Genomic DNA, 20,962 nt, shown 5'->3' with positions numbered 1-20,962 from the left:
ATGACTCTTTCCATGGCCAAGAAGCTTTACATCGAAACCCACGGTTGCCAGATGAACGAGTACGACAGCTCGCGCATGGTCGATCTGCTGGGCGAACACCAGGCCCTGGAAGTCACCGCGCGTGCTGAAGACGCCGACGTGATCCTGCTCAACACCTGCTCGATCCGCGAACGGGCTCAGGATCGTGTCTACTCTCAGCTCGGCCGCTGGCGCGAACTGAAACTCGCCAACCCGGACATGGTCATCGCCGTCGGCGGTTGCGTGGCCAGCCAGGAAGGCGCCGCCATTCGAGATCGCGCGCCCTACGTGGACGTCGTCTTCGGCCCGCAGACCTTGCACCGCCTGCCGGAAATGATCGACGCCGCACGCATCAGCAAGCTGCCGCAGGTCGACGTTTCTTTCCCGGAAATCGAAAAATTCGACCACTTGCCCGAGCCGCGCATCGATGGCCCCAGCGCTTACGTGTCGGTGATGGAAGGCTGCAGCAAGTACTGCACCTTCTGCGTGGTGCCGTACACCCGCGGCGAAGAAGTGAGCCGGCCATTCGACGACGTGATCGCCGAGATCATTCACCTGGCTGAAAACGGCGTGCGCGAAGTCACCTTGCTGGGGCAGAACGTCAACGGTTATCGCGGCACCACGCACGACGGTCGCCTGGCCGATCTGGCCGAGCTGATCCGCGTGGTCGCCGCCATTGATGGCATCGACCGCATCCGCTACACCACCTCGCACCCGCTGGAATTCTCCGACAGCCTGATCCAGGCCCACGCCGAGGTGCCGGAACTGGTGAAACACCTGCATTTGCCAGTGCAGTCAGGCTCGGACCGCATCCTCGCGGCGATGAAGCGCAACCACACCGCGCTGGAATACAAATCCAAACTGCGCAAGCTGCGCGCGGCCGTACCGGGCATCTGCATCAGTTCGGACTTCATCGTCGGTTTCCCCGGCGAGACGGAAAAAGACTTCGAACAGACCATGAAACTGATCCAGGACGTCGGCTTCGACTTTTCCTATTCGTTCGTCTACAGCCAGCGTCCAGGTACTCCGGCCGCCGATCTGGCAGACGACACCCCCGAAGAGCTGAAAAAAGAGCGCTTGAACGCCTTGCAACATCGCCTGAACCAACAAGGCTTCGAAATCAGCCGACAAATGGTCGGGTCGATCCAGCGGATTCTGGTCACCGATTATTCGAAAAAAGACCCCGGAGAGCTGCAAGGCCGGACCGAAAATAATCGAATCGTCAACTTCAAGTGTGACAATCCGACCCTCATCGGTCAGTTTGCCGACGTGCACATCGATGCCGCACAGCCGCACTCGCTGCGAGGCTCGCTGATTCAATAACACCGATCCCTGTGGGAGCAGGCTTGCCAACGATAGGGCCAGCAAGCCCGACAACGATGTCGCCAGTTACATCGCCATCGCTGGCAAGCCAGCTCCCACAGTGAAATGCATTGTTCTTGAGAATGGGTTGATCCATTTAAGAGCTTTCGCACCCACGCCACTGGCGCTATCCTTGAACTCATCACTATTGCCCCAGGGCGGCTAAATACGACCTTGAACGCACCCATCGAACCACATCGTTTTATCCTCGAGCCTTTTGAAGCTCGCCGCTTCGCCAATTTGTGCGGGCAATTCGACGAGCATCTGCGCTTGATCGAACAGCGCCTGACCATCGAGATCCGCAACCGCGGCAATCAGTTCGAGCTGATCGGCGAACCCAAGCACACCACCTCTGCGGAAAACCTGCTGCGCCGCCTGTACCGGGAAACCAAGGGTACGGAGCTGTCGCCGGACATGGTTCACCTGTTCCTGCAGGAATCGGCCGTTGAAGAGCTGGACAATCACTCCCCTGCCGAAGCCTCCGTCGCCCTGCGCACCAAGAAAGGCATGATTCGCCCTCGCGGCTTGAATCAGTTGCGCTACGTGAAGGAAATCCTCGGCAACGACATCAACTTCGGCATTGGTCCGGCCGGTACCGGCAAGACCTATCTGGCGGTTGCCTGCGCGGTCGATGCACTGGAACGCGAGCAGATCCGCCGCATTCTGTTGGTGCGTCCAGCGGTCGAAGCCGGTGAGAAACTCGGCTTCCTGCCTGGGGATCTGTCCCAGAAGATCGACCCGTATTTGCGCCCGCTGTACGACGCGCTCTACGAGATGCTCGGCTTCGAATACGTCGCCAAACTGATCGAACGCCAGGTGATCGAAGTCGCCCCCTTGGCTTATATGCGCGGGCGCACGCTGAACAACAGCTTCATCATCCTCGACGAAAGCCAGAACACCACGGTCGAGCAAATGAAAATGTTCCTGACCCGGATCGGCTTCGGCTCTACCGCCGTCATCACCGGTGACATCACCCAGGTCGACCTGCCCAAAGGCACCAAATCCGGGCTGCACCATGTGATCGAAGTGCTCAAAGACGTGCCAGGCATCAGCTTTACCCATTTCATGCCCAAGGACGTTGTGCGTCATCCGTTGGTGCAGCGCATTGTCGAAGCCTATGAGCGCTTCGAGAACCGCGTGACCGATGAAGCACCAAAGGACAGCCGCCGCGATGCTTGAGCTTGATCTGCAACTGGCTACCCAGGCGCCCGCCCCCGGCGAGGCCGAGCTCCGCCAATGGTGCGAATTGGCCCTGCGCCAGCGCAGCGCCGACTCCGAGATGACCATTCGTCTGGTCGACGAAGCCGAAGGCCGCGAACTGAATCACACCTGGCGGCAGAAGGATTACGCCACTAACGTCCTGTCATTCCCTGCCGACGTACCCGACGAGTTTCTCGACATCCCGTTGCTGGGCGATCTGGTGATCTGCGTGGCCGTGGTCGAGCGCGAAGCCGCCGAACAGGGCAAGGAACTCAAGGCCCACTGGGCTCATCTGGTGATTCACGGCTGCTTGCATCTACTGGGTTACGACCATATAGATGACGACGAAGCCGAGGAAATGGAAGCACTGGAACGAACGTTGCTTGCAGAATTGGGCTATCCCGATCCGTACGCGGACGACGAAACCGAAACATCCCCAACCGTTACAACAAAGGATTCAGAGTAATCGCTATGAGCGAAGATCGATCGAGCAACGGGCAAAAGTCCTGGCTGGGTAAGCTTACCCAGGCTTTTGCCCATGAGCCGAAAAACCGCCAGGAGCTGCTGGAGCTGCTGCGCGACGCACACCAAAACAAACTGCTGGACAGCGAAGCGCTGGCCATCGTCGAAGGCGCCATCCAGGTCGCTGACCTGCAAGTACGGGACATCATGGTCCCGCGCTCGCAGATGGTCAGCATCAAGGCGACCCAGACACCCCGCGAGTTCCTGCCCGCCGTGGTCGACTCGGCCCACTCCCGCTACCCGGTGATCGGCGAGAGCCACGATGACGTGATGGGCGTGTTGCTGGCCAAGGACTTGCTGCCGTTGATCCTTCGGGAGAACGGCGACAGCTTCAATATCAAGGATCTGCTGCGCCCGGCCACATTCGTGCCGGAGTCCAAGCGCTTGAACGTGCTGCTGCGCGAGTTCCGCGCCAACCATAACCACATGGCCATCGTCATCGACGAATACGGCGGCGTGGCGGGCCTGGTGACCATCGAAGACGTGCTCGAACAGATTGTCGGCGACATCGAAGACGAACACGACGTCGAAGAAGACAGCTACATCAAGCCGCTGCCCAGCGGAGATTTCCTGATCAAGGCCCTGACGCCGATCGAGAACTTCAACGAATTCTTCGACAGCGAGTTCTCCGACGACGAATTCGATACCGTCGGCGGCCTGGTAATGAGTGCATTCGGGCACCTGCCAAAACGCAACGAAATCACCGAAATCGGCCCCTATCGCTTCCGCATCCTGAACGCCGACAGTCGTCGGATTCATCTGCTGCGCTTGACGCCCATCGCCCGGTAAATATTAAGGATAGAAATGCGCTGGACTACCCGCCCCGGCTGGCCCGGTAACCTGCTGGCCGTGGCGGCCGGTGCAATCACCACCCTGGCCCTGGCGCCGTTCGATATCTGGCCCTTGGCACTGCTGGCGGTCGGGCTTTTCTATGCCGGTCTGCGCGAACTGAGCCCTCGCCAGGCACTCGGCCGTGGCTGGTGTTTCGGTTTTGGCCTGTTCGGCGCCGGTACCAGCTGGATCTACTACAGCATTCACAACTTCGGTGGCGCTTCGGTTTTGCTGGCCGGGTTCCTGATGCTGATGTTCACGGCGGCGATTGCCTGGTTCTTTGCCCTGCCCGCCTGGCTCTGGGCGCGCTGGCTACGACGCAACGAAGCGCCACTGGCCGACGCCCTTGCATTCGCCGCGCTGTGGGTAGGCCAGGAGGCCTTCCGCGGCTGGTTCCTGACCGGCTTCCCGTGGCTGTATTCCGGCTACAGCCAGCTCGATGGCCCACTGACGGGGCTCGCCCCCGTTGGCGGTATGTGGCTGATTTCCTTCACCCTGGCCCTGACCGCTGCGCTGATCTACAACGGTATGCGCCTGGTGCGCACGGGTCGTAAAGGCTTCATCGTGGCTGGCGCCGTGCTGCTGGTCGGCCCCTGGGTCGCCGGCATGGCACTCAAACACCACGCCTGGACCAGCCCTTCGGGCGCACCACTGAGTGTCGCGGCGATCCAGGGCAATATAGAGCAGAGCATGAAGTGGGACCCGGCGCAGCTCAATGCACAACTGGCGCTTTATCGCGACATGAGCTTCAGCTCCAAACGCGTCGACCTGCTGATCTGGCCGGAAACCGCGGTCCCGGTACTCAAGGAGTCCGCCGAGGGCTACCTGAACATGATGGGGAATTTTGCCGCAGAACGTCACTCGGCGTTGATTACCGGCGTGCCGATTCGCCAGATGGTCCACCACGAAAAACGTTTCTACAACGGCATCACCGTGGTCGGTGAAGGCGACGGCACATACCTCAAGCAGAAATTGGTGCCGTTTGGCGAATACGTTCCACTGCAGGATGTGCTGCGCGGCTTGATCGCCTTCTTCGACCTGCCGATGTCGGACTTTGCCCGAGGCCCGGCCGACCAGGCCATGTTGCAGGCCAAGGGTTACCAGATTGCGCCGTTCATCTGCTACGAAGTGGTGTATCCGGAGTTCGCTGCCGGCCTCGCGGCACAAAGCGATTTGCTGCTGACCATCAGCAACGATACCTGGTTCGGCACCTCGATCGGTCCGCTGCAACACTTGCAGATGGCGCAAATGCGCGCGCTGGAGGCCGGACGCTGGATGATCCGCGCCACCAACAACGGCGTGACCGGCCTGATCAACCCGTTCGGCCAGATCACCGCGCAGATCCCGCAGTTCGAGCGCGGCATCCTGTATGGCGAAGTGGTGCCGATGCACAACCTGACGCCTTATCTTCAATGGCGTTCGTGGCCGTTGATCATAGTTTGCGTGCTGTTGTTTGGCTGGGCACTGATTGCCAGCCGGATGGCCAAAACGGTCTGACTTGCGGGCCCTGGACAGAGGGCTTTTTGTGGTGAGGGAGCACACTCCCTCACCACAGGGTGTTGGCCAGCCGTTGCTATCGGTAGAACAACGAATACCCCACTTGCCCCACCGCCTCATTCAGCAACTGCCCGCTCTGCCAGATCGACTTGAATTCCGGCATCCAGCCACCCAGCGGCCGGGCATTGTCCACGCCTAAAAAACCCACGGGCGCAGGCACCACTTCAAACCCTGCCTTCTGGAAGCTCCAGACAGCTCGCGGCATGTGCCAGGCCTGAGTCACCACCACCACGCGCTTGATGCCTTCAGGCAACAATACTTCGGCGCTGAATTGCGCGTTTTCCCAGGTCGTACGGCTGCGCCCTTCCTGCCATCGAACAGTGACGCCGAAATCATCGTGCAACGAGTCGGCCATCAATCGGGCCTCGGTCGGCGGCGTGCCGTAATGCAGGCCGCCACTGGTCAGCACTGGCAAGCCCGAGGCCTTGGCCAGGCGCGCCGCATAGCGTTCGCGCTCCAGGCCCACGCCCGTCGGCTGATCCGCACCCCATGCCGGATCGCCCCGCTCGCGCCCCGAGCCCAATACCACGATCGCATCGGCATGCCGAGCCAAAGTGGCCCACTCCTCGCGCGCCAACGGCGGCTCGCGCTCCAACAGCTCGGCGCCCCATTGCACCACGATGGGCAAGCTCATCAGCCAGAAGCCGCCCAAGCCCAGGGTAAAGCACACAGCGGCGAGCCTCGGCCTTGAACGGCGCCACCACCAGGCAAGCGCCAGCAATAGCAACAGAATGCCCGGCGGCAACAGAAGTTGTTTTAAGAAATAACGAAAAGGCATCGAGCATCTCCATGAAGATGCTCGAAGCCTAAGTGGGTTGACGTAATGCGACAATCAATATGGAAAGGCTATGCTTCGAAAAACCCGGGAGCATGACGCTATGCCTTACTTGCAATGCAGAGACCGGACCTTTACCGCGTCTCTGCCGGGTGTTTTGTCCTTGAGCCAGATGATCTTGGCTGAATGCGGCGCATCAAGTTGCTTCACTGCCTCGGACAAGCATCCGTGCGTTTCACGCTCACAACGATCCAGATACGCCTTGACCAGAGCAAACTCTGCGGGGCTCAGGCCACGCAATTCCAGCTCAAGCGGACGCTCATCACGCAACCGGCCTGCGGTTTTTGCCGCTTCCAGGGCCATTCCAAGACGATCTATCAGTCTTCCATATAACTCCGGTTTTGTAGCTTTTTGCTGTGAATCAACCATCCCTCACCTCATTGGAAGATAAAACCTACTCCCCAGTTAGAGCTTAGCTTCCATGAACAAACCAACTGAACGCCGCGACCAACGGCCCTCGTAGCGTTTTTTGCGAGACGCGCGACAGTAATCAGGGTTTCCCTCGATAGAGTGCGGTCATGTATGCTACGGCGCTTCCTGTAACTCCACTTCCAGCTCGCCTGGGCACCGAAACGCCGAATTGGCGCATTCACCGTCCAGCGTCGCATTGAAGAGGATTAGGCCACCCCTATTCAGTTCAAAAGTAGCCATGCACGAACAATATCAGCCCCGTGAAATCGAAGCCGCCGCCCAATCGTTCTGGGACGAGCAAAAGTCCTTTGAAGTCAGTGAACAGCCAGGCAAGGAGACTTACTACTGCCTGTCGATGTTCCCTTACCCCAGCGGCAAGCTACACATGGGGCACGTGCGCAACTACACCATCGGCGACGTGATCTCCCGCTATCAGCGCATGCAAGGCAAGAACGTCCTGCAACCCATGGGTTGGGACGCCTTCGGCATGCCGGCGGAAAACGCCGCGATGAAGAACAACGTAGCGCCCGCCAAGTGGACCTACGAAAACATCGCCTACATGAAAAACCAGCTGCGCAGCCTGGGCCTGGCGGTGGACTGGTCGCGCGAAGTGACCACCTGCAAGCCTGACTACTACCGCTGGGAACAATGGCTGTTCACCCGCCTGTTCGAAAAAGGCGTGATCTACCGCAAGAACGGCACCGTGAACTGGGACCCGGTCGATCAGACCGTCCTGGCCAACGAGCAGGTCATCGACGGTCGCGGCTGGCGTTCCGGCGCGCTGATCGAGAAGCGCGAAATCCCGATGTACTACTTCAAGATCACCGCCTACGCGGATGAACTGCTGGAGAGTCTCGACGAGCTGACTGGCTGGCCTGAACAGGTCAAGACCATGCAGCGCAACTGGATCGGCAAATCCCGCGGCATGGAAGTGCAGTTCCCGTACAACGTCGATTCCATCGGCGAAGCCGGCGCACTGAAAGTCTTCACCACCCGTCCGGACACCCTGATGGGCGCGACCTACGTCGCCGTGGCCGCCGAGCACCACCTGGCCACCCTGGCCGCGCAAAACAATCCTGAGTTGCAGGCGTTCATCGCTGAATGCAAGGGCGGCAGCGTCGCCGAAGCCGATGTCGCCACCCAGGAGAAGAAAGGCGTTCCGACCGGCCTGTTCGTCGAACACCCGCTGACCGGTGAAAAGCTGCCGGTCTGGGTCGCCAACTACGTGCTGATGCATTACGGCGATGGCGCGGTGATGGCCGTTCCAGCCCACGACGAACGCGATTTCGAATTCGCCCACAAGTACAACCTGCCGGTCAAATCCGTGGTACGCACCAGCTCCGGTGACGTCAACCCGGCACCGTGGCAGGACGCCTATGGCGAACACGGCACGCTGATCAACTCCGGCGAATTCGACGGCCTCGACTTCGCCGGCGCCTTCGACGCCATTGAAGTGGCACTGATCAAGAAAAACCTCGGCGCCTCGCGCACCCAGTTCCGTCTGCGCGACTGGGGCATCAGCCGTCAACGCTACTGGGGCTGCCCGATCCCGATCATTCACTGCGAAACCTGCGGTGACGTGCCGGTACCGGAAGATCAACTGCCGGTCGTGCTGCCGGAAGACGTCGTACCCGACGGCGCCGGCTCGCCACTGGCGCGCATGCCCGAGTTCTACGAGTGCAGCTGCCCGAAATGCGGCCAGCCTGCCAAGCGTGAAACCGACACCATGGACACCTTCGTCGAGTCCTCGTGGTATTACGCCCGCTACGCCTCGCCGCACTTTGAAGGTGGCCTGGTGGAAAAATCCGCGGCTGACCACTGGCTGCCGGTGGACCAGTACATTGGCGGTATCGAACACGCGATTCTTCACCTGCTCTATGCGCGCTTCTTCCACAAGCTGATGCGCGACGAAGGCCTGGTGAGCTCCAACGAACCGTTCAAGAACCTGCTGACCCAGGGCATGGTGATCGCCGAGACTTACTATCGTCGCGAAGCCAACGGTGCCTACACCTGGTTCAACCCGGCGGACGTGGAACTCGAACGCGACAGCAAGGCCAAGGTCATCAGCGCCAAATTGAAATCCGATGGCCTGCCGGTGGAAATCGGTGGCACCGAGAAGATGGCCAAGTCCAAGAACAACGGCGTTGACCCACAGTCGATGATCGATCAGTTCGGCGCAGACACTTGCCGCCTGTTCATGATGTTCGCCTCGCCACCGGACATGAGCGCGGAATGGTCCGACTCCGGGGTGGAAGGTTCGCACCGCTTCCTCAAGCGCGTCTGGCGCCTGGCTCAAGCGCACGTCACTCAGGGCCTGCCGGGCAAGCTCGACGTAGCCAGCCTGAACGACGAGCAGAAAGCCATTCGCCGCTCGATCCACCAGGCCATCAAGCAGGCCAGCCACGACGTCGGCCAGAACCACAAATTCAACACCGCCATCGCCCAGGTGATGACGCTGATGAACGTGCTGGAAAAAGCCCCGCAAGGCACCGGGCAGGATCGCGCACTGGTTCAGGAAGGCCTGGAAACCGTGACCCTGCTGCTGGCCCCGATCACCCCGCACATCAGTCACGAGCTGTGGAATCAACTCGGTCACGCCGAACCGGTGATCGACGCCGCCTGGCCAGTGCTGGACGAGAGCGCGCTGGTACAGGACAGCCTGCAACTGGTGATCCAGGTCAACGGCAAACTGCGCGGCCATATCGACATGCCGGCCAGCGCCAGCCGTGAAGAAGTCGAAGCCGCCGCACGCGCCAACGAGAACGTGCTGCGTTTCGTCGACGGTCTGACCATTCGGAAAGTGATCGTGGTGCCCGGGAAACTGGTCAACATCGTCGCCAGCTAATTGGATCAGGCGCCAGGTCATGCCTGGCGCCGCGTAAAACCTTTCGGGCCGCATGATCGGCCCACATGGTTTCAAGGGGAGCAACACAATGATCAAACGCAATTTGCTGGTGATGGGCCTTGCGGTCCTGCTGAGCGCCTGCGGTTTCCAGCTGCGTGGCACCGGCACTACAGAACTGGCGATCAAGGAGCTCGACCTGAGCGCGCGCAACGCCTACGGCGAAACCGTGACGCAAATGCGCCAGGTGCTGGAAAGCAGCGGCGTCAAGGTCTACACCGGTGCACCTTACAAACTGGTGCTGACCGATGAGCAGGAAAACCAGCGCATCCTCAGTTACGCCGGCGCCGGTCGTACTGGCGAATACCAGGTCACCACTGTCCTCAACTACGACATCCGTGGTCAGAACAACCTGGATCTGCTGAGCGACAAACTTGAAGTTCAGAAGATCTTCATGCACGACGGCAACAACCTGGTAGGTTCCGACCAGGAAGCTGCAACAGCCCGGGGCGAAACCCGCCGCGAGCTGATTCAGCGCATGATGCTGCGCCTGCAACAACTGACCCCGGCCCAGCTCGATCAGTTGCAGCAAACTGCCGATGCCAGGGCCAAGGCTGAAGCCGCGGCGCTGGAAGCGGCGCAGAAGGCTGAAGCGGAAACGCCGCGTCAGTCGCCTCTCGAACTGCCGAAGCAGTAAGACTTGCGGGGCGCTCAGGCGCCCCGTTCGCCCTCGCCTATGAAACTCGCCTCCGCCCAACTCGCAAAGCACCTGCAAGGTGCCCTCGCGCCGGTCTACGTCATCAGTGGCGACGACCCCTTGCTGTGTCAGGAAGCCGCCGACGCCATCCGCGCTGCCGCTCGCCAACAAGGTTTTGATGAACGCCAGGTCTTTGCCGCCGATGCCAGTTTCGACTGGGGTACGCTGCTGCAAGCCGGTGCCAGCATGTCGCTGTTCGCCGAAAAACGCCTGCTGGAACTGCGTCTGCCCTCCGGCAAGCCCGGTGACAAGGGCGCCGCGGCTCTCATCGAGTACTGCTCGCGACCGGCCGAAGACACGGTGCTGTTGATCAGCCTGCCAAAGCTCGATGGCAGCGCGCAGAAAACCAAGTGGGGCAAGGCGTTGGTCGAAGGCCAGCAAACCCAGTTCGTGCAGATCTGGCCGGTGGATGTCAGCCAGTTGCCGAGCTGGATCCGACAGCGACTGTCCCAGGCCGGGCTTTCCGCCAGTCAGGACGCGGTCGAGCTGATCGCAGCGCGGGTCGAAGGCAACCTGCTGGCCGCCGCCCAGGAAATCGAAAAACTCAAGCTGATGGCCGAAGGTGGTCAGATCACGATCGAAACCGTGCAGGCCGCGGTGGCCGACAGTGCGCGCTTCGATGTCTTCGGGCTGACCGATGCGATTCTCAACGGCGAAGCCGCCCATGCCCTGCGCATGCTCGAAGGGCTGCGCGGGGAAGGCGTCGAACCGCCGGTCATTCTCTGGGCGCTGGCCCGGGAACTGCGCCTGCTGGCCAATATCTCGTTGCAATACAGCCAGGGAACTCCACTGGACAAAGCCTTCAGCCAGGCCAAACCACCTGTCTGGGACAAGCGCAAGCCGCTGATGAGCAAAGCCCTGCAACGTTATTCGGCGCAACGCTGGGCGCAGTTGCTACTCGAAGCGCAGCGCATCGATGCACAGATCAAGGGCCAGGCCGCCGGCTCGCCCTGGATGAGCCTGAGTCGGTTGACGTTATTGATGGCGGGCCAGCGCCTTACCCTGCCTGCCGAGTAATTCCGCCTCCCCCTGTAGGAGCGTGCCTGCTCGCGATGGTCGTTAACGATAACGCGGGGAGTCTGGTTCTCCGCAGTGTTCCTGACTCCATCGCGAGCAGGCTCGCTCCTACAGGGTACGGCGTGTTTACTGACAACTCGCCCTATAGACAGAACCCCAACTTCAGCCGATGATTTGCTCCGCAAAAACCACTCACTTGCGAGCATCCATCATGAGCAAAAAGCCGTCCAAACGCGGCCCCAACAAGGCCAAATCCATCATCGCCCAGCCATTGTTCCGCAGCCGTCAGGAACGAGCCGGCAAGGGCAAAGGCAGCTACCGCCGCGAAGCCTTCCAGTCTAATAGCTGGGAGGCTTCTTACTTTCTGGCAGCCTGAAAGGCATGCATCCGCTCAACATGTTAAGGTCTGCACCTGATCCGTTTTCCCTGGACCCGTGCATGCCCCTTTGTCTTTCCCGTCGTTGGCACCTGCGCCAATTGATAGCTGCCTCCAGCCTCATTTTGCTAGTCGCCTGCGCGGAAAAACCCACCGCCGCCGACGCCCAGCCGCTTCAGACCCTTCCTGTCACCACCGCCCCCGCAGTGGTAGCACCCGTGGTACCAAGCGACGACAATCTCGACATCCAGCCGACCCAGACCTTCGCCGAATGGCAGGCCGGTTTCCGCAAGGACGCCCTGGCCGCCGGTATTCGCGCCGACCTCTTCGATCGCGCCTTCGCCAACGTCAGCTTCGACCCCAGCGTGATTCGTGCCGACCGCAGCCAACCGGAATTCACCCGGCCAGTATGGGAATACCTGGACGGCGCCCTGTCGCCACTGCGGGTGCGCAAAGGCCAGGCACTGGTCAGCCAATACGACGGCATCCTGCAAAGCATCGAGCAGCGTTACGGCGTCGATCGCCAGGCACTGGTGGCGGTATGGGGCATGGAAAGTAACTTCGGCCAATTCCAGGGCAACAAGTCGGTGATCAACTCACTGGCGACCCTGGCCTATGAAGGCCGGCGCCCGGGCTTCGCTCACGCGCAATTGATCGCAGCCCTGCAGATTCTGCAACAAGGTGACATCGAACCGGAGAAAATGCTCGGCTCCTGGGCCGGCGCCATGGGCCAGACCCAGTTCATCCCGACCACCTACAACACCCACGCCGTGGACTTCGATGGCGACGGTCGCCGAGATATCTGGGGCAGTGCCAGCGACGCCCTCGCGTCGACCGCGCATTACCTGCAAAGCTCTGGATGGCAGAAAGGCCAGCCATGGGGCTTCGAAGTGCAACTGCCGGGCAACTTCAATTACATGCTGGCTGACGGCACAATTCGTAAAAGTGTCGCCGAATGGCGCCAACTGGGCATCACACTGCCCAATGGCGGGCAGGTCCCGGCAGGCACCGAGCAACTGTCTGCGGCCTTGCTGCTGCCAGCCGGCTATCGCGGTCCGGCATTCCTCGTGCTCGATAACTTCCGGGCGATCCTCAAGTACAACAACTCTTCGTCCTACGCCCTGGCGGTGAGCCTGTTGTCCGAGCGTTTCAACGGTGCGGGCCTGATCAACGGCTCCTGGCCGAAAGATGATTTGCCATTGAGCCGTACCGAGCGCATTGAACTGCAAAACCTGCTGAGCGCGCAAAACTACGATGCGGGCACTGCCGACGGCATCATCGGCGCCAACACGCGCAAGGCGATCCGCAGCGCCCAGCAGTCATTCGGCTGGCCCGCCGATGGTTACCCGACGCACAAGTTGCTGGAAGGTCTTCGCAGCCGCTGAAAGCGTCGCGGGCAAGCCCCCCACTGACATCAAGTTGCGTGCAAATACTGCATTCACCTTGATGCCCGTGGGGGACTTGCCCGCGATGGCGACTTGTCAGGCCGTGACGTTCTAGCGCCTGATCACCACATCCTGTTCCAGCAGCAGCTCTTGCCTGCCCGCATTCAGCCTGACCAGCGCGCCCATGGGCAACGTCAAATTCGGGTCACAATGCCCGCTGCGCCACCCGGATAGCACCGGAATCCGAAATGGCTCGAACGCCTGCTTGAGCAATCGATCCAGGGAGGACACATCGACCCCCGCCACGTCCCCGACCAGAACGCCACGCAGCTTGCGCAGCGTCCCGGCGAGTCGCAGATGAGTCAGCAATCGATCGATGCGATACAGCGGTTCGTTGATGTCTTCGATAAACAGGATGACACCCTCGGCGTCGATCTCGTAAGGCGTGCCCATGGTCGCGGCGATCATCGACAGGTTCCCACCCAGCAAACGCCCGTGAGCGATGCCAGGTGCGATCGTGGTCAATGGGTAGGCCTCGGGATGCGCGAGCACGCTGCCCGCCTTCAAATGGCCGCGCAACATGTTGAGGAACGAAGACTCGGTGGGTTGTTGTCGTTTGCCGAGCAGGTCGGCGTTGAGCAGTGGACCATGGAACGTCACAAACCCTGCATGGCGACTGATCGCCAGATGCAACGCAGTAATGTCGCTATAACCGATGAATGGCTTGGCGTTATTGCGCAGCAGCTCGAAATCGATACGGTCAAGCAAGCGTGGCGTGCCGTAACCACCTCGCAGGCAGATGATGGCGTCGACTTCAGGATCGGCAAATGCCGCATGCAAATCGTTCAGCCGCACCTCATCGCTACCGGCCAGGTAGCCTTCCTTTTCGTAGACGCCGGGAAACACTTTGAGCGAATAGCCTCGGGCGCGCATCCACTGTACGGCCTTGTGGGTGTCCAGCGCAGCGGGACCGGCAGGCGCAATGACGCCAATCAGCCCTTCCATCGGCAATGCCGGAACGGGAGCATTTGGACAAAGAGTGTGGGTCGGTGGAACTGTCATCCATATCTCCCTGCGTGAAATCCTCAACACACAGTAGTCAGGAATGGGCACAAACAGAAGAGGCTTCTTTGCCCGCAGGTTGCAGGAGAAATCGGTGATGGGCGTGGGCAGGACAAAAAAATGCCCGCCTGGCTCAATGCCTGGCGGGCGTTTTCCTGTCTTCAGCGCATCAGGACGACATCAACTCGGCCTTGACCAGCTTCGCCTGCTCGTCGGCGTGGTACGAGGAGCGAACCAGCGGACCGGAAGCGACGTTCTTGAAGCCCATCTTGTAACCTTCCTCGGCGAACCAGGCGAAGGTGTCCGGGTGCACGAAACGCTGCACCGGCAAGTGGCTGCGGGACGGTTGCAGATACTGGCCCAGGGTCAACATGTCGATGTCGTGTTCGCGCATGCGCTTCATGACTTCGATGACTTCTTCATCGGTCTCGCCCAGGCCCAGCATCAGGCCTGACTTGGTCGGAATGTGCGGCATCATCTGCTTGAAGCGCTGCAGCAGGGTCAACGACCACTGGTAGTCCGACCCCGGACGCGCAGCCTTGTAGAGGCGCGGCACGGTTTCCAGGTTGTGGTTGAACACATCCGGCGGCTCGGCCGCGGTGATTTCCAGCGCGATGTCCATGCGGCCACGGTAGTCCGGCACCAGGGTTTCGAGCTGAACGTTTGGCGACAGTTTGCGGATTTCACGGATGCAGTCGGCAAAGTGCTGGGCACCGCCGTCACGCAGGTCGTCACGGTCTACCGAGGTGATCACCACGTATTTGAGACGCAAGTCAGCGATGGCGATGGCCAGGCTTTCCGGCTCATTGACGTCCAGTGGCTTCGGACGACCATGACCCACATCGCAGAACGGGCAGCGACGGGTGCAGATGTCACCCATGATCATGAAGGTCGCGGTACCACCGGAGAAGCACTCGCCCAGGTTCGGGCAGGAGGCCTCTTCGCACACGCTGTGCAGTTTGTGTTTGCGCAACAGGGCCTTGATGCGGTCGACCTCCGGGGATACCGGGATACGCACGCGAATCCAGTCAGGCTTTTTCGGCAGCTCGGTGGTCGGAATGATCTTTACCGGAATGCGTGCAACCTTCTCGGCGCCGCGCAGCTTTACGCCGGCTTCAACCTTGGCACGCGGGGCCGGACGATCAGTGACATCCTGCGTCGGGATCATGGTTTGCACTGCATCAGTAGTCATATCAGTCGATTCCGCCCGTTAGGGTCGTCTGCTCAGCATAGTCGAGGTGTTTGACGAGCTGCGCGCGCAGCCGGGCACTTACCTCGGCAAATTCAATCGATCCTGCGTGATCGCTCAGCTGGGTCATCGCCAGCCCGGCGTAGCCGCAGGGATTAATCCGTCGAAACGGTTCCAGGTTCATGTCCACGTTCAGGGCCAGGCCGTGAAAGGAACAACCGTGGCGGATCCGCAGACCCAGGGATGCGATTTTCGCTCCGTCGACGTAGACACCCGGCGCATCCGGCTTGGCCGCAGCCGTCACGCCATAACTGGCGAGCAGCTCGATCAGGCACGTCTCCATGCGGGTCACCAGGTCACGGACACCGAAACCCAGCTTGCGCACGTCCAGCAGCAGGTAGGCCACCAATTGCCCGGGGCCGTGATACGTCACCTGGCCACCGCGGTCAACCTGCACCACCGGAATATCTCCCGGCAGCAACAGGTGTTCGGCCTTCCCGGCCTGGCCCTGGGTGAACACCGGCGGGTGCTCTACCAGCCAGATTTCGTCGGCGGCATCGCTGCCGCGTTCGTTGGTGAAGCGTTGCATGGCATGCCAGACCGGTTCGTAAGCCATCTGGCCGAGTTCGCGAAAGCCCAGCGTGCCAGGCATCACAGCACCATGTGCACGAAGCCGGTGGCCCGCAGTTCGCTGTTGATGTTGTACAGCTGATCCTGATCGGTGGCGACGATGTGCAACTGAATCGTGGTGTATTTACCGTTGGTGCTTTGACGCTCATCCACACGCTCATCGTTGATCGTCGCGTGTTTCCTGACGATCTCGATGATCCTGTCTTTGTTGCCCACGCCAGTATCGCTGATCACCTTAACCGGGTAATCAACGTTGGGGAATTCGATCTTTGGCGCCTTTACTTCAGTATCGGTCATGGCGTAACGGCCTCGTAAGCGTAAGCCGTGGCGACGGGCAAGGCTCCGGGCTGGATCAGCGCGGAGCCTTGCAGGTGCACACTAAATTCAGTTGAACAGGCTGTAGAAGAATAGACGGATGCTATCCCACATGCGGCGGAAGATACCACCTTCCTCGACGGCGTCCAGAGCGATCAGATCAGCGCTGTGCACGACCTTGTCGTCCAGTTTCACTTCGACTTTACCGATCACGTCGCCCTTGGCGATTGGCGCAACCAGTTGCGGGTTCATGGTCATGCTGGCAGCGAGCTTTTTCAGCTGGCCTTTCGGCAGGGTCATGGTCAGGTCTTCAGCCAGACCGGCCTTGACCTGGTTGGTCGAGCCTTTCCAGACAGGAGCCTGAGCCAGCTCGGCGCCTTTCTGATAGAAGGTCTGGGTTTCGAAGAAACGGAAACCGTAAGTCAGCAGTTTCTGAGTCTCGGCGGCGCGAGCCACTTCACTGTTGGTGCCGAACACCACGGCGATCAGACGCATGCCATCACGCACGGCCGAAGACACCATGCAGTAGCCTGCTTCATCGGTGTGGCCGGTTTTCAGACCGTCAACGGTCTTGTCGCGCCACAGCAGCAGGTTGCGGTTCGGTTGCTTGATGCCGTTCCAGAAGAACTCTTTCTGCGAGTAGATCGCGTAGTGGGCCGGGTCTTCGTGGATGATCGCGCGAGCCAGCACCGCCATGTCGTGAGCCGACGAGTAGTGCTCAGGGTTCGGCAGCCCGGTCGGGTTCATGAAGTGGGTGTTGCTCATGCCCAGATCGGCTACGGTTTTGTTCATCAGGTCGGCGAACGCGTCTTCGCTGCCGGCGATGTGCTCGGAGAGCGCAACGCTGGCGTCGTTGCCCGACTGAATGATGATGCCGTGCAGCAGGTCGCTGACAGTGACTTGCGAGCCGACCTTGATGAACATCCGGGAACCGCCGGTGCGCCAGGCGTTTTCACTGACGGTCACCGGATCGTTTTCGCCGATCTGGCCACGACGGATTTCCAGGGTCGCGATGTAGGCGGTCATCAGCTTGGTCAGGCTGGCTGGCGGCAGGCGCTGGTCACCATTGTTCTCGACCAGCACGTTGCCGCTGCTGGCGTCCATGAGCACGTAGGCCTTGGCGGCCAGTTGCGGTGGCGACGGCATCATCTCGGCCGCGAACGCGGCAGGCGAGAGGAGCAGCGGGACTAGAAGGCACAGGCGTTTGGCAAAGGTGGTGATGTTCATCCGTCTCTCGAAATCGCTAATGGAAACTTGCCCAAGGGCAAAACTAATCAAATAACCTTCAGGCTTTGCTCTTGAACGGCCTGTGCGACGATCACGCTGCTTGCGTGACCGCCGCTCGGCGAGTTTTCGAACAAACCCTACGAGTCATCGCGTATTCAGTTGCTCACTCCAGTCACCCTTTGCCGGGCTTTTGTTCTCGACGAGCCAACAACCTGGTTCACTCCCGACTGCAAGTGAACCGTCAATCAAGTCCTACGTATTACTCCGTGACCACACTCGGCGAACCAAGATTGGCCAGACGCACGCTGTTCTGCACTTGCTGGATTTCACCCGGCGTACCGATTGGCCCCAGTCGAACCCGATGCAGCGTCTGTTGATTGCGTACGATCGAGCTGATGAACACCGGGGTGCTCACCATCCCGCTGAGTTTCGACCTCAGGAGCTCCGCAGCGTCCGGGTTGGCGAACGCGCCCACCTGCAGATACTGGCCAGAGGCTGGTGCAGAAGCGTTTTTTTTAGTATCGATCTGGACAGGCACAACGGCGGCAGCGTGCTGCTGTGGTGGCGGTGTCCATTGCTCGACGGTACCGGCCGACGCCGTAATGACCGGGGCACTATTCTGTGCAACTTGCGGCTCGTTGAGCATCAAGGGCGCCGGTCGGCCCTTGGCGGCCCACCATTGTTGCGGATCGATCCCTTCCACCTTGACTCGCGCGGTGCCGATTTCGGCATAGCCCAGCTTTTTGGCTGCGGCGTAGGACAAGTCGATGATCCGGTCCGAGTAGAACGGCCCGCGGTCATTGACCCGCAGGATCACGCTCTTGTTATTGTCCAGGTTGGTCACCCGAACGTAACTTGGCAGTGGCAAAGTCTTGTGCGCGGCACTCATGCCATACAGGTCATAGACTTCGCCGTTGGCGGTGTTCTGACCATGGAACTTGGTGCCATACCAGGACGCCGTGCCCGAAGCAACGTACGTCTTGGATTCCTGCAGCGGGAAATAGGTTTTTCCGAGCACCGTGTACGGGTTGGCCTTGTAGGGACCTGTGTGCAGGGTCGGCGTGGCATCGGGGATGCGCGACACATCGACATCCCACCACGGCGCGCCATCCTTGTGGGCGCGGTTGATGTCCAGCCCCGGTGCCGAGCGCACGGCGGTGGAGGACTTCTGGCCGGGCGAGCGACTGGTCGAACAACTGGCGACCAGCACCGCCAACGCGACGAATGCCATCAGCTTCAGGGGTTTATTCATAGGCAATGCCCGCATTACTTGACGCCCCGTGCTTGGACCAGCTGTTCTGACAGTTGATGTACGGCCATGGCGTACATCACGCTGCGGTTATAACGCGTGATTGCGTAAAAATTCTTCAGGCCCATCCAGTATTCAGGGCCATTGTCGCCTTCCAGGCGGAACGCGGTAACCGGCATATCATCGCGCAGCGCATCATGACTTGACCAGCCCAAGGCCCGCAACTCTCCGACGGTTTTCGTCGGTTCGATGCCAGTGGTCAAACCATCGTCCACCTGATCACCCCGGACATCGGCGCGACTGACCACAGGCTCCCCGGCCACCCAGCCATGACGCTTGAAGTAACTGGCGACGCTACCGATGGCGTCGTCCGGATTGGTCCAGATATTGATGTGCCCGTCACCGTCGAAGTCCACCGCATAGGCGCGAAAGCTGCTCGGCATGAACTGCGGCAAGCCCATGGCACCGGCGTAGGAACCTTTGAGGGTCAATGGATCGACCTGCTCTTCCCGGGCCAGCAGCAGGAATTCACGCAATTCCTTGCGGAAAAATTCGGCACGGGGAGGATAGTCGAAACTCAGGGTCGACAAGGCATCGATTACCCGGAAATTACCGGTATTGCGTCCGAAAAAGGTCTCAACGCCGATGATCGACACAATCACCTGAGCCGGCACGCCATATTCCTGCTCGGCACGGGCCAGCACCGCCTCGTGCTGACGCCAGAAGTCGACACCGCGGGCAATGCGCGCATCGGTGATGAACATCGGGCGATATTCGCTCCACTGCTTGACCCGCTCGGCAGGTTTCGAAATCGCGTCCAGAATTGACTGCTTGCGCTCGGCTTCACGGAACACGCCCATCAGCTGCTCGCCGGCGAAGCCGTAATCGCGGGTCATCTCACCGACGAATTCGGCCACCTGGGGTGAACCTTCGTAATCGCCGGCCAACGCTTCCTGCGCAGTGCCAAGGATGCTTACCAGGCCAACCCACGACGCGTATCGAGTCGCCCAGCCATGCATTACTTGCATTGAAATCTTCACCTTATTCAAACCTGCGCGATCCACTTGCGATGGGTATGGATCGACATCAAAACCCCAAACGCTGACAGCAACGTCACCAGCGAAGTTCCTCCGTAGCTAATGAACGGCAACGGCACCCCCACCACCGGCAACAGGCCACTGACCATACCGATGTTGACGAAAACATATACAAAAAACGTCATGGTCAGGCTGCCGGCCAGCAATTTGCCGAACAATGTCTGGGCCTGGGCGGTAATCACCAGCCCTCGACCGATCAACAGCAGGTAGATCAGCAGCAGCGCGCAGATGCCCACCAGGCCGAACTCCTCACCCATGACCGCGATGATGAAGTCGGTGTGGCTCTCCGGCAGGAAGTCCAGGTGCGACTGGGTGCCCAGCAACCAGCCCTTGCCGAACACACCGCCGGAACCGATGGCGGCCTTGGACTGAATGATGTTCCAGCCGGTGCCCAGCGGATCGCTTTCCGGGTCGAGGAAGGTCAGGATCCGCTGCTTCTGGTAGTCGTGCATGATGAAGAACCACATTGCCACGGCCACCGGCACGGCGGCCGCCAGCACGCTGAGAATCCAGCGCCAGCGCAGCCCGCCCATGAACAGCACGAAGGCGCCACCGGCCAGAATCAACAGCGAAGTGCCCAGGTCCGGCTGCCGGACGATCAGGATGAAGGGCAAGCCGATCAGAAACAGACTGACGCCCACATGCTTGAGCTGCGGCGGCAACGTGCGCTTGGACAGGTACCAGGCGATGGTCGCCGGCATCAGGATTTTCATGAACTCCGAAGGCTGGAAGCGAATCACCCCCGGGATGTTGATCCAGCGCGTGGCGCCCATGGCGTTGTGGCCCATGACGTCCACCACCACCAGCAAAAGCACGCCGAGCACATAACCGACCGGCACCCAGCGGGCCATGAAGCGCGGCTCGAACTGGGCAATGACGATCATCGACACCAGACCGATGCCAAACGACGTCGCCTGTTTGGCCAGCAGATCCCAACTCTTGCCACTGGCCGAATACAGCACGAACAGACTGCCGGCGGCGAGGGTCAGCAGCAAAATCAGCAGCGGGCCATCAATGTGCAGGCGCTGCAGCAGCGTCGCACGACGACGCATCACATCCTCGCTGGAGAGCATGCGATCA

20 protein-coding genes are annotated in these 20,962 nt (G+C 60.4%); 10 read left to right on the top strand and 10 right to left on the bottom strand.

Annotated elements, in window-relative coordinates:
- Positions 1 to 12 precede the first annotated feature (12 nt).
- The 5 genes from miaB to lnt all read left to right on the top strand — a co-directional run bounded on the left by miaB (position 13) and on the right by lnt (position 5,430).
- Entirely contained in the window at positions 13 to 1,341 is a 1,329-nt protein-coding gene (gene miaB, locus AC1Q6D_RS23350; protein WP_178083105.1) for a tRNA (N6-isopentenyl adenosine(37)-C2)-methylthiotransferase MiaB, read from the top strand.
- A 213-nt stretch (positions 1,342 to 1,554) separates the two neighbouring features.
- Entirely contained in the window at positions 1,555 to 2,559 is a 1,005-nt protein-coding gene (locus tag AC1Q6D_RS23345) for a PhoH family protein (protein WP_103403448.1), read from the top strand.
- Positions 2,552 to 3,046, top strand: a complete 495-nt coding sequence (ybeY, locus tag AC1Q6D_RS23340; protein WP_103403447.1) for an rRNA maturation RNase YbeY — start codon at positions 2,552 to 2,554, stop codon at positions 3,044 to 3,046. Before AC1Q6D_RS23345 ends, ybeY begins: the two co-directional genes overlap by 8 nt.
- Positions 3,047 to 3,051: 5 nt before the next feature.
- Positions 3,052 to 3,891, top strand: a complete 840-nt coding sequence (locus tag AC1Q6D_RS23335) for a CorC family transporter (RefSeq protein WP_046028710.1) — start codon at positions 3,052 to 3,054, stop codon at positions 3,889 to 3,891.
- A gap of 15 nt (positions 3,892 to 3,906) precedes the next feature.
- Complete coding sequence (gene lnt / locus AC1Q6D_RS23330; RefSeq protein WP_103403446.1) at positions 3,907 to 5,430, top strand: apolipoprotein N-acyltransferase; 1,524 nt, start codon at positions 3,907 to 3,909, stop codon at positions 5,428 to 5,430.
- A 76-nt stretch (positions 5,431 to 5,506) separates the two neighbouring features.
- Here lnt and AC1Q6D_RS23325 read toward each other — a convergent pair whose 3' ends face one another.
- Both AC1Q6D_RS23325 and AC1Q6D_RS23320 read right to left on the bottom strand, forming a co-directional pair.
- The gene (locus AC1Q6D_RS23325; RefSeq protein ID WP_103403445.1) at positions 5,507 to 6,268 is read right to left on the bottom strand and encodes a YdcF family protein; all 762 of its coding nucleotides are present in this window, start codon (positions 6,266 to 6,268) and stop codon (positions 5,507 to 5,509) included.
- Between the two features lie 105 nt (positions 6,269 to 6,373).
- Positions 6,374 to 6,694, bottom strand: a complete 321-nt coding sequence (locus AC1Q6D_RS23320; RefSeq protein ID WP_103403444.1) for a hypothetical protein — start codon at positions 6,692 to 6,694, stop codon at positions 6,374 to 6,376.
- A 280-nt stretch (positions 6,695 to 6,974) separates the two neighbouring features.
- On the opposite strand from AC1Q6D_RS23320, the gene leuS reads away from it, so the two are divergent.
- From leuS to AC1Q6D_RS23295, 5 genes are all read left to right on the top strand, one after another.
- Complete coding sequence (gene leuS, locus AC1Q6D_RS23315; RefSeq protein WP_103403443.1) at positions 6,975 to 9,581, top strand: leucine--tRNA ligase; 2,607 nt, start codon at positions 6,975 to 6,977, stop codon at positions 9,579 to 9,581.
- An 88-nt stretch (positions 9,582 to 9,669) separates the two neighbouring features.
- Complete coding sequence (locus AC1Q6D_RS23310) at positions 9,670 to 10,275, top strand: LPS-assembly lipoprotein LptE (RefSeq protein WP_103403442.1); 606 nt, start codon at positions 9,670 to 9,672, stop codon at positions 10,273 to 10,275.
- Between the two features lie 39 nt (positions 10,276 to 10,314).
- Entirely contained in the window at positions 10,315 to 11,352 is a 1,038-nt protein-coding gene (gene holA / locus AC1Q6D_RS23305) for a DNA polymerase III subunit delta (protein WP_103403441.1), read from the top strand.
- 211 nt (positions 11,353 to 11,563) lie between these two features.
- Positions 11,564 to 11,728: an alternative ribosome rescue factor ArfA gene (gene arfA, locus AC1Q6D_RS23300; protein ID WP_047533707.1), complete on the top strand. Its 165-nt coding sequence runs from the start codon at positions 11,564 to 11,566 to the stop codon at positions 11,726 to 11,728.
- Positions 11,729 to 11,790: 62 nt separating this feature from the next.
- Positions 11,791 to 13,113 carry a lytic murein transglycosylase gene (locus AC1Q6D_RS23295; protein ID WP_103403440.1) on the top strand — a complete coding sequence of 441 codons (1,323 nt, stop codon included), beginning with the start codon at positions 11,791 to 11,793 and terminating at the stop codon, positions 13,111 to 13,113.
- 111 nt (positions 13,114 to 13,224) lie between these two features.
- On the opposite strand, the gene AC1Q6D_RS23290 is transcribed toward AC1Q6D_RS23295, so the two are convergent.
- The 8 genes from AC1Q6D_RS23290 to rodA form a co-directional block, all read right to left on the bottom strand.
- Complete coding sequence (locus tag AC1Q6D_RS23290) at positions 13,225 to 14,175, bottom strand: S66 peptidase family protein (protein WP_103403439.1); 951 nt, start codon at positions 14,173 to 14,175, stop codon at positions 13,225 to 13,227.
- 169 nt (positions 14,176 to 14,344) lie between these two features.
- Complete coding sequence (gene lipA / locus AC1Q6D_RS23285; RefSeq protein WP_047533713.1) at positions 14,345 to 15,367, bottom strand: lipoyl synthase; 1,023 nt, start codon at positions 15,365 to 15,367, stop codon at positions 14,345 to 14,347.
- 1 nt (position 15,368) lies between these two features.
- Complete coding sequence (gene lipB, locus AC1Q6D_RS23280) at positions 15,369 to 16,016, bottom strand: lipoyl(octanoyl) transferase LipB (protein ID WP_047533716.1); 648 nt, start codon at positions 16,014 to 16,016, stop codon at positions 15,369 to 15,371.
- Positions 16,016 to 16,291, bottom strand: coding sequence for a DUF493 domain-containing protein (locus AC1Q6D_RS23275; RefSeq protein WP_047533719.1), 276 nt, complete (start codon positions 16,289 to 16,291; stop codon positions 16,016 to 16,018). Before AC1Q6D_RS23275 ends, lipB begins: the two co-directional genes overlap by 1 nt.
- Before the next feature lie 87 nt (positions 16,292 to 16,378).
- Positions 16,379 to 17,536, bottom strand: a complete 1,158-nt coding sequence (locus tag AC1Q6D_RS23270) for a D-alanyl-D-alanine carboxypeptidase family protein (RefSeq protein ID WP_047533722.1) — start codon at positions 17,534 to 17,536, stop codon at positions 16,379 to 16,381.
- A 259-nt stretch (positions 17,537 to 17,795) separates the two neighbouring features.
- A complete protein-coding gene (locus AC1Q6D_RS23265; protein ID WP_103403438.1) occupies positions 17,796 to 18,803 on the bottom strand; it encodes a septal ring lytic transglycosylase RlpA family protein in 1,008 nt (335 codons plus the stop codon).
- A complete protein-coding gene (gene mltB, locus AC1Q6D_RS23260) occupies positions 18,803 to 19,813 on the bottom strand; it encodes a lytic murein transglycosylase B (RefSeq protein WP_103403437.1) in 1,011 nt (336 codons plus the stop codon). Before mltB ends, AC1Q6D_RS23265 begins: the two co-directional genes overlap by 1 nt.
- A gap of 17 nt (positions 19,814 to 19,830) precedes the next feature.
- Positions 19,831 to 20,934 (bottom strand): rod shape-determining protein RodA, encoded by a 1,104-nt coding sequence (gene rodA / locus AC1Q6D_RS23255; RefSeq protein WP_090327560.1) that lies wholly within the window; start codon positions 20,932 to 20,934, stop codon positions 19,831 to 19,833.
- Positions 20,935 to 20,962 lie beyond the last annotated feature (28 nt).

Source organism: Pseudomonas sp. MT92, from assembly GCF_058792515.1.
This window is presented reverse-complemented; position numbering and strand designations above follow the sequence as displayed.

What these genes read in the sequence shown, in the direction of transcription:
- AC1Q6D_RS23290 (WP_103403439.1), bottom strand. Translation starts at nt 14,175, where the DNA reads ATGACAGTTCCACCGACCCACACTCTTTGTCCAAATGCTCCCGTTCCG.
- AC1Q6D_RS23295 (WP_103403440.1), top strand. Translation starts at nt 11,791, where the DNA reads ATGCCCCTTTGTCTTTCCCGTCGTTGGCACCTGCGCCAATTGATAGCT.
- AC1Q6D_RS23265 (WP_103403438.1), bottom strand. Translation starts at nt 18,803, where the DNA reads ATGCGGGCATTGCCTATGAATAAACCCCTGAAGCTGATGGCATTCGTC.
- AC1Q6D_RS23320 (WP_103403444.1), bottom strand. Translation starts at nt 6,694, where the DNA reads ATGGTTGATTCACAGCAAAAAGCTACAAAACCGGAGTTATATGGAAGA.
- miaB (WP_178083105.1), top strand. Translation starts at nt 13, where the DNA reads ATGGCCAAGAAGCTTTACATCGAAACCCACGGTTGCCAGATGAACGAG.
- AC1Q6D_RS23335 (WP_046028710.1), top strand. Translation starts at nt 3,052, where the DNA reads ATGAGCGAAGATCGATCGAGCAACGGGCAAAAGTCCTGGCTGGGTAAG.
- lipB (WP_047533716.1), bottom strand. Translation starts at nt 16,016, where the DNA reads ATGCCTGGCACGCTGGGCTTTCGCGAACTCGGCCAGATGGCTTACGAA.
- AC1Q6D_RS23275 (WP_047533719.1), bottom strand. Translation starts at nt 16,291, where the DNA reads ATGACCGATACTGAAGTAAAGGCGCCAAAGATCGAATTCCCCAACGTT.
- AC1Q6D_RS23270 (WP_047533722.1), bottom strand. Translation starts at nt 17,536, where the DNA reads ATGAACATCACCACCTTTGCCAAACGCCTGTGCCTTCTAGTCCCGCTG.
- leuS (WP_103403443.1), top strand. Translation starts at nt 6,975, where the DNA reads ATGCACGAACAATATCAGCCCCGTGAAATCGAAGCCGCCGCCCAATCG.
- AC1Q6D_RS23310 (WP_103403442.1), top strand. Translation starts at nt 9,670, where the DNA reads ATGATCAAACGCAATTTGCTGGTGATGGGCCTTGCGGTCCTGCTGAGC.
- lipA (WP_047533713.1), bottom strand. Translation starts at nt 15,367, where the DNA reads ATGACTACTGATGCAGTGCAAACCATGATCCCGACGCAGGATGTCACT.
- arfA (WP_047533707.1), top strand. Translation starts at nt 11,564, where the DNA reads ATGAGCAAAAAGCCGTCCAAACGCGGCCCCAACAAGGCCAAATCCATC.
- lnt (WP_103403446.1), top strand. Translation starts at nt 3,907, where the DNA reads ATGCGCTGGACTACCCGCCCCGGCTGGCCCGGTAACCTGCTGGCCGTG.
- ybeY (WP_103403447.1), top strand. Translation starts at nt 2,552, where the DNA reads ATGCTTGAGCTTGATCTGCAACTGGCTACCCAGGCGCCCGCCCCCGGC.
- AC1Q6D_RS23325 (WP_103403445.1), bottom strand. Translation starts at nt 6,268, where the DNA reads ATGCCTTTTCGTTATTTCTTAAAACAACTTCTGTTGCCGCCGGGCATT.
- holA (WP_103403441.1), top strand. Translation starts at nt 10,315, where the DNA reads ATGAAACTCGCCTCCGCCCAACTCGCAAAGCACCTGCAAGGTGCCCTC.
- rodA (WP_090327560.1), bottom strand. Translation starts at nt 20,934, where the DNA reads ATGCGTCGTCGTGCGACGCTGCTGCAGCGCCTGCACATTGATGGCCCG.
- mltB (WP_103403437.1), bottom strand. Translation starts at nt 19,813, where the DNA reads ATGCAAGTAATGCATGGCTGGGCGACTCGATACGCGTCGTGGGTTGGC.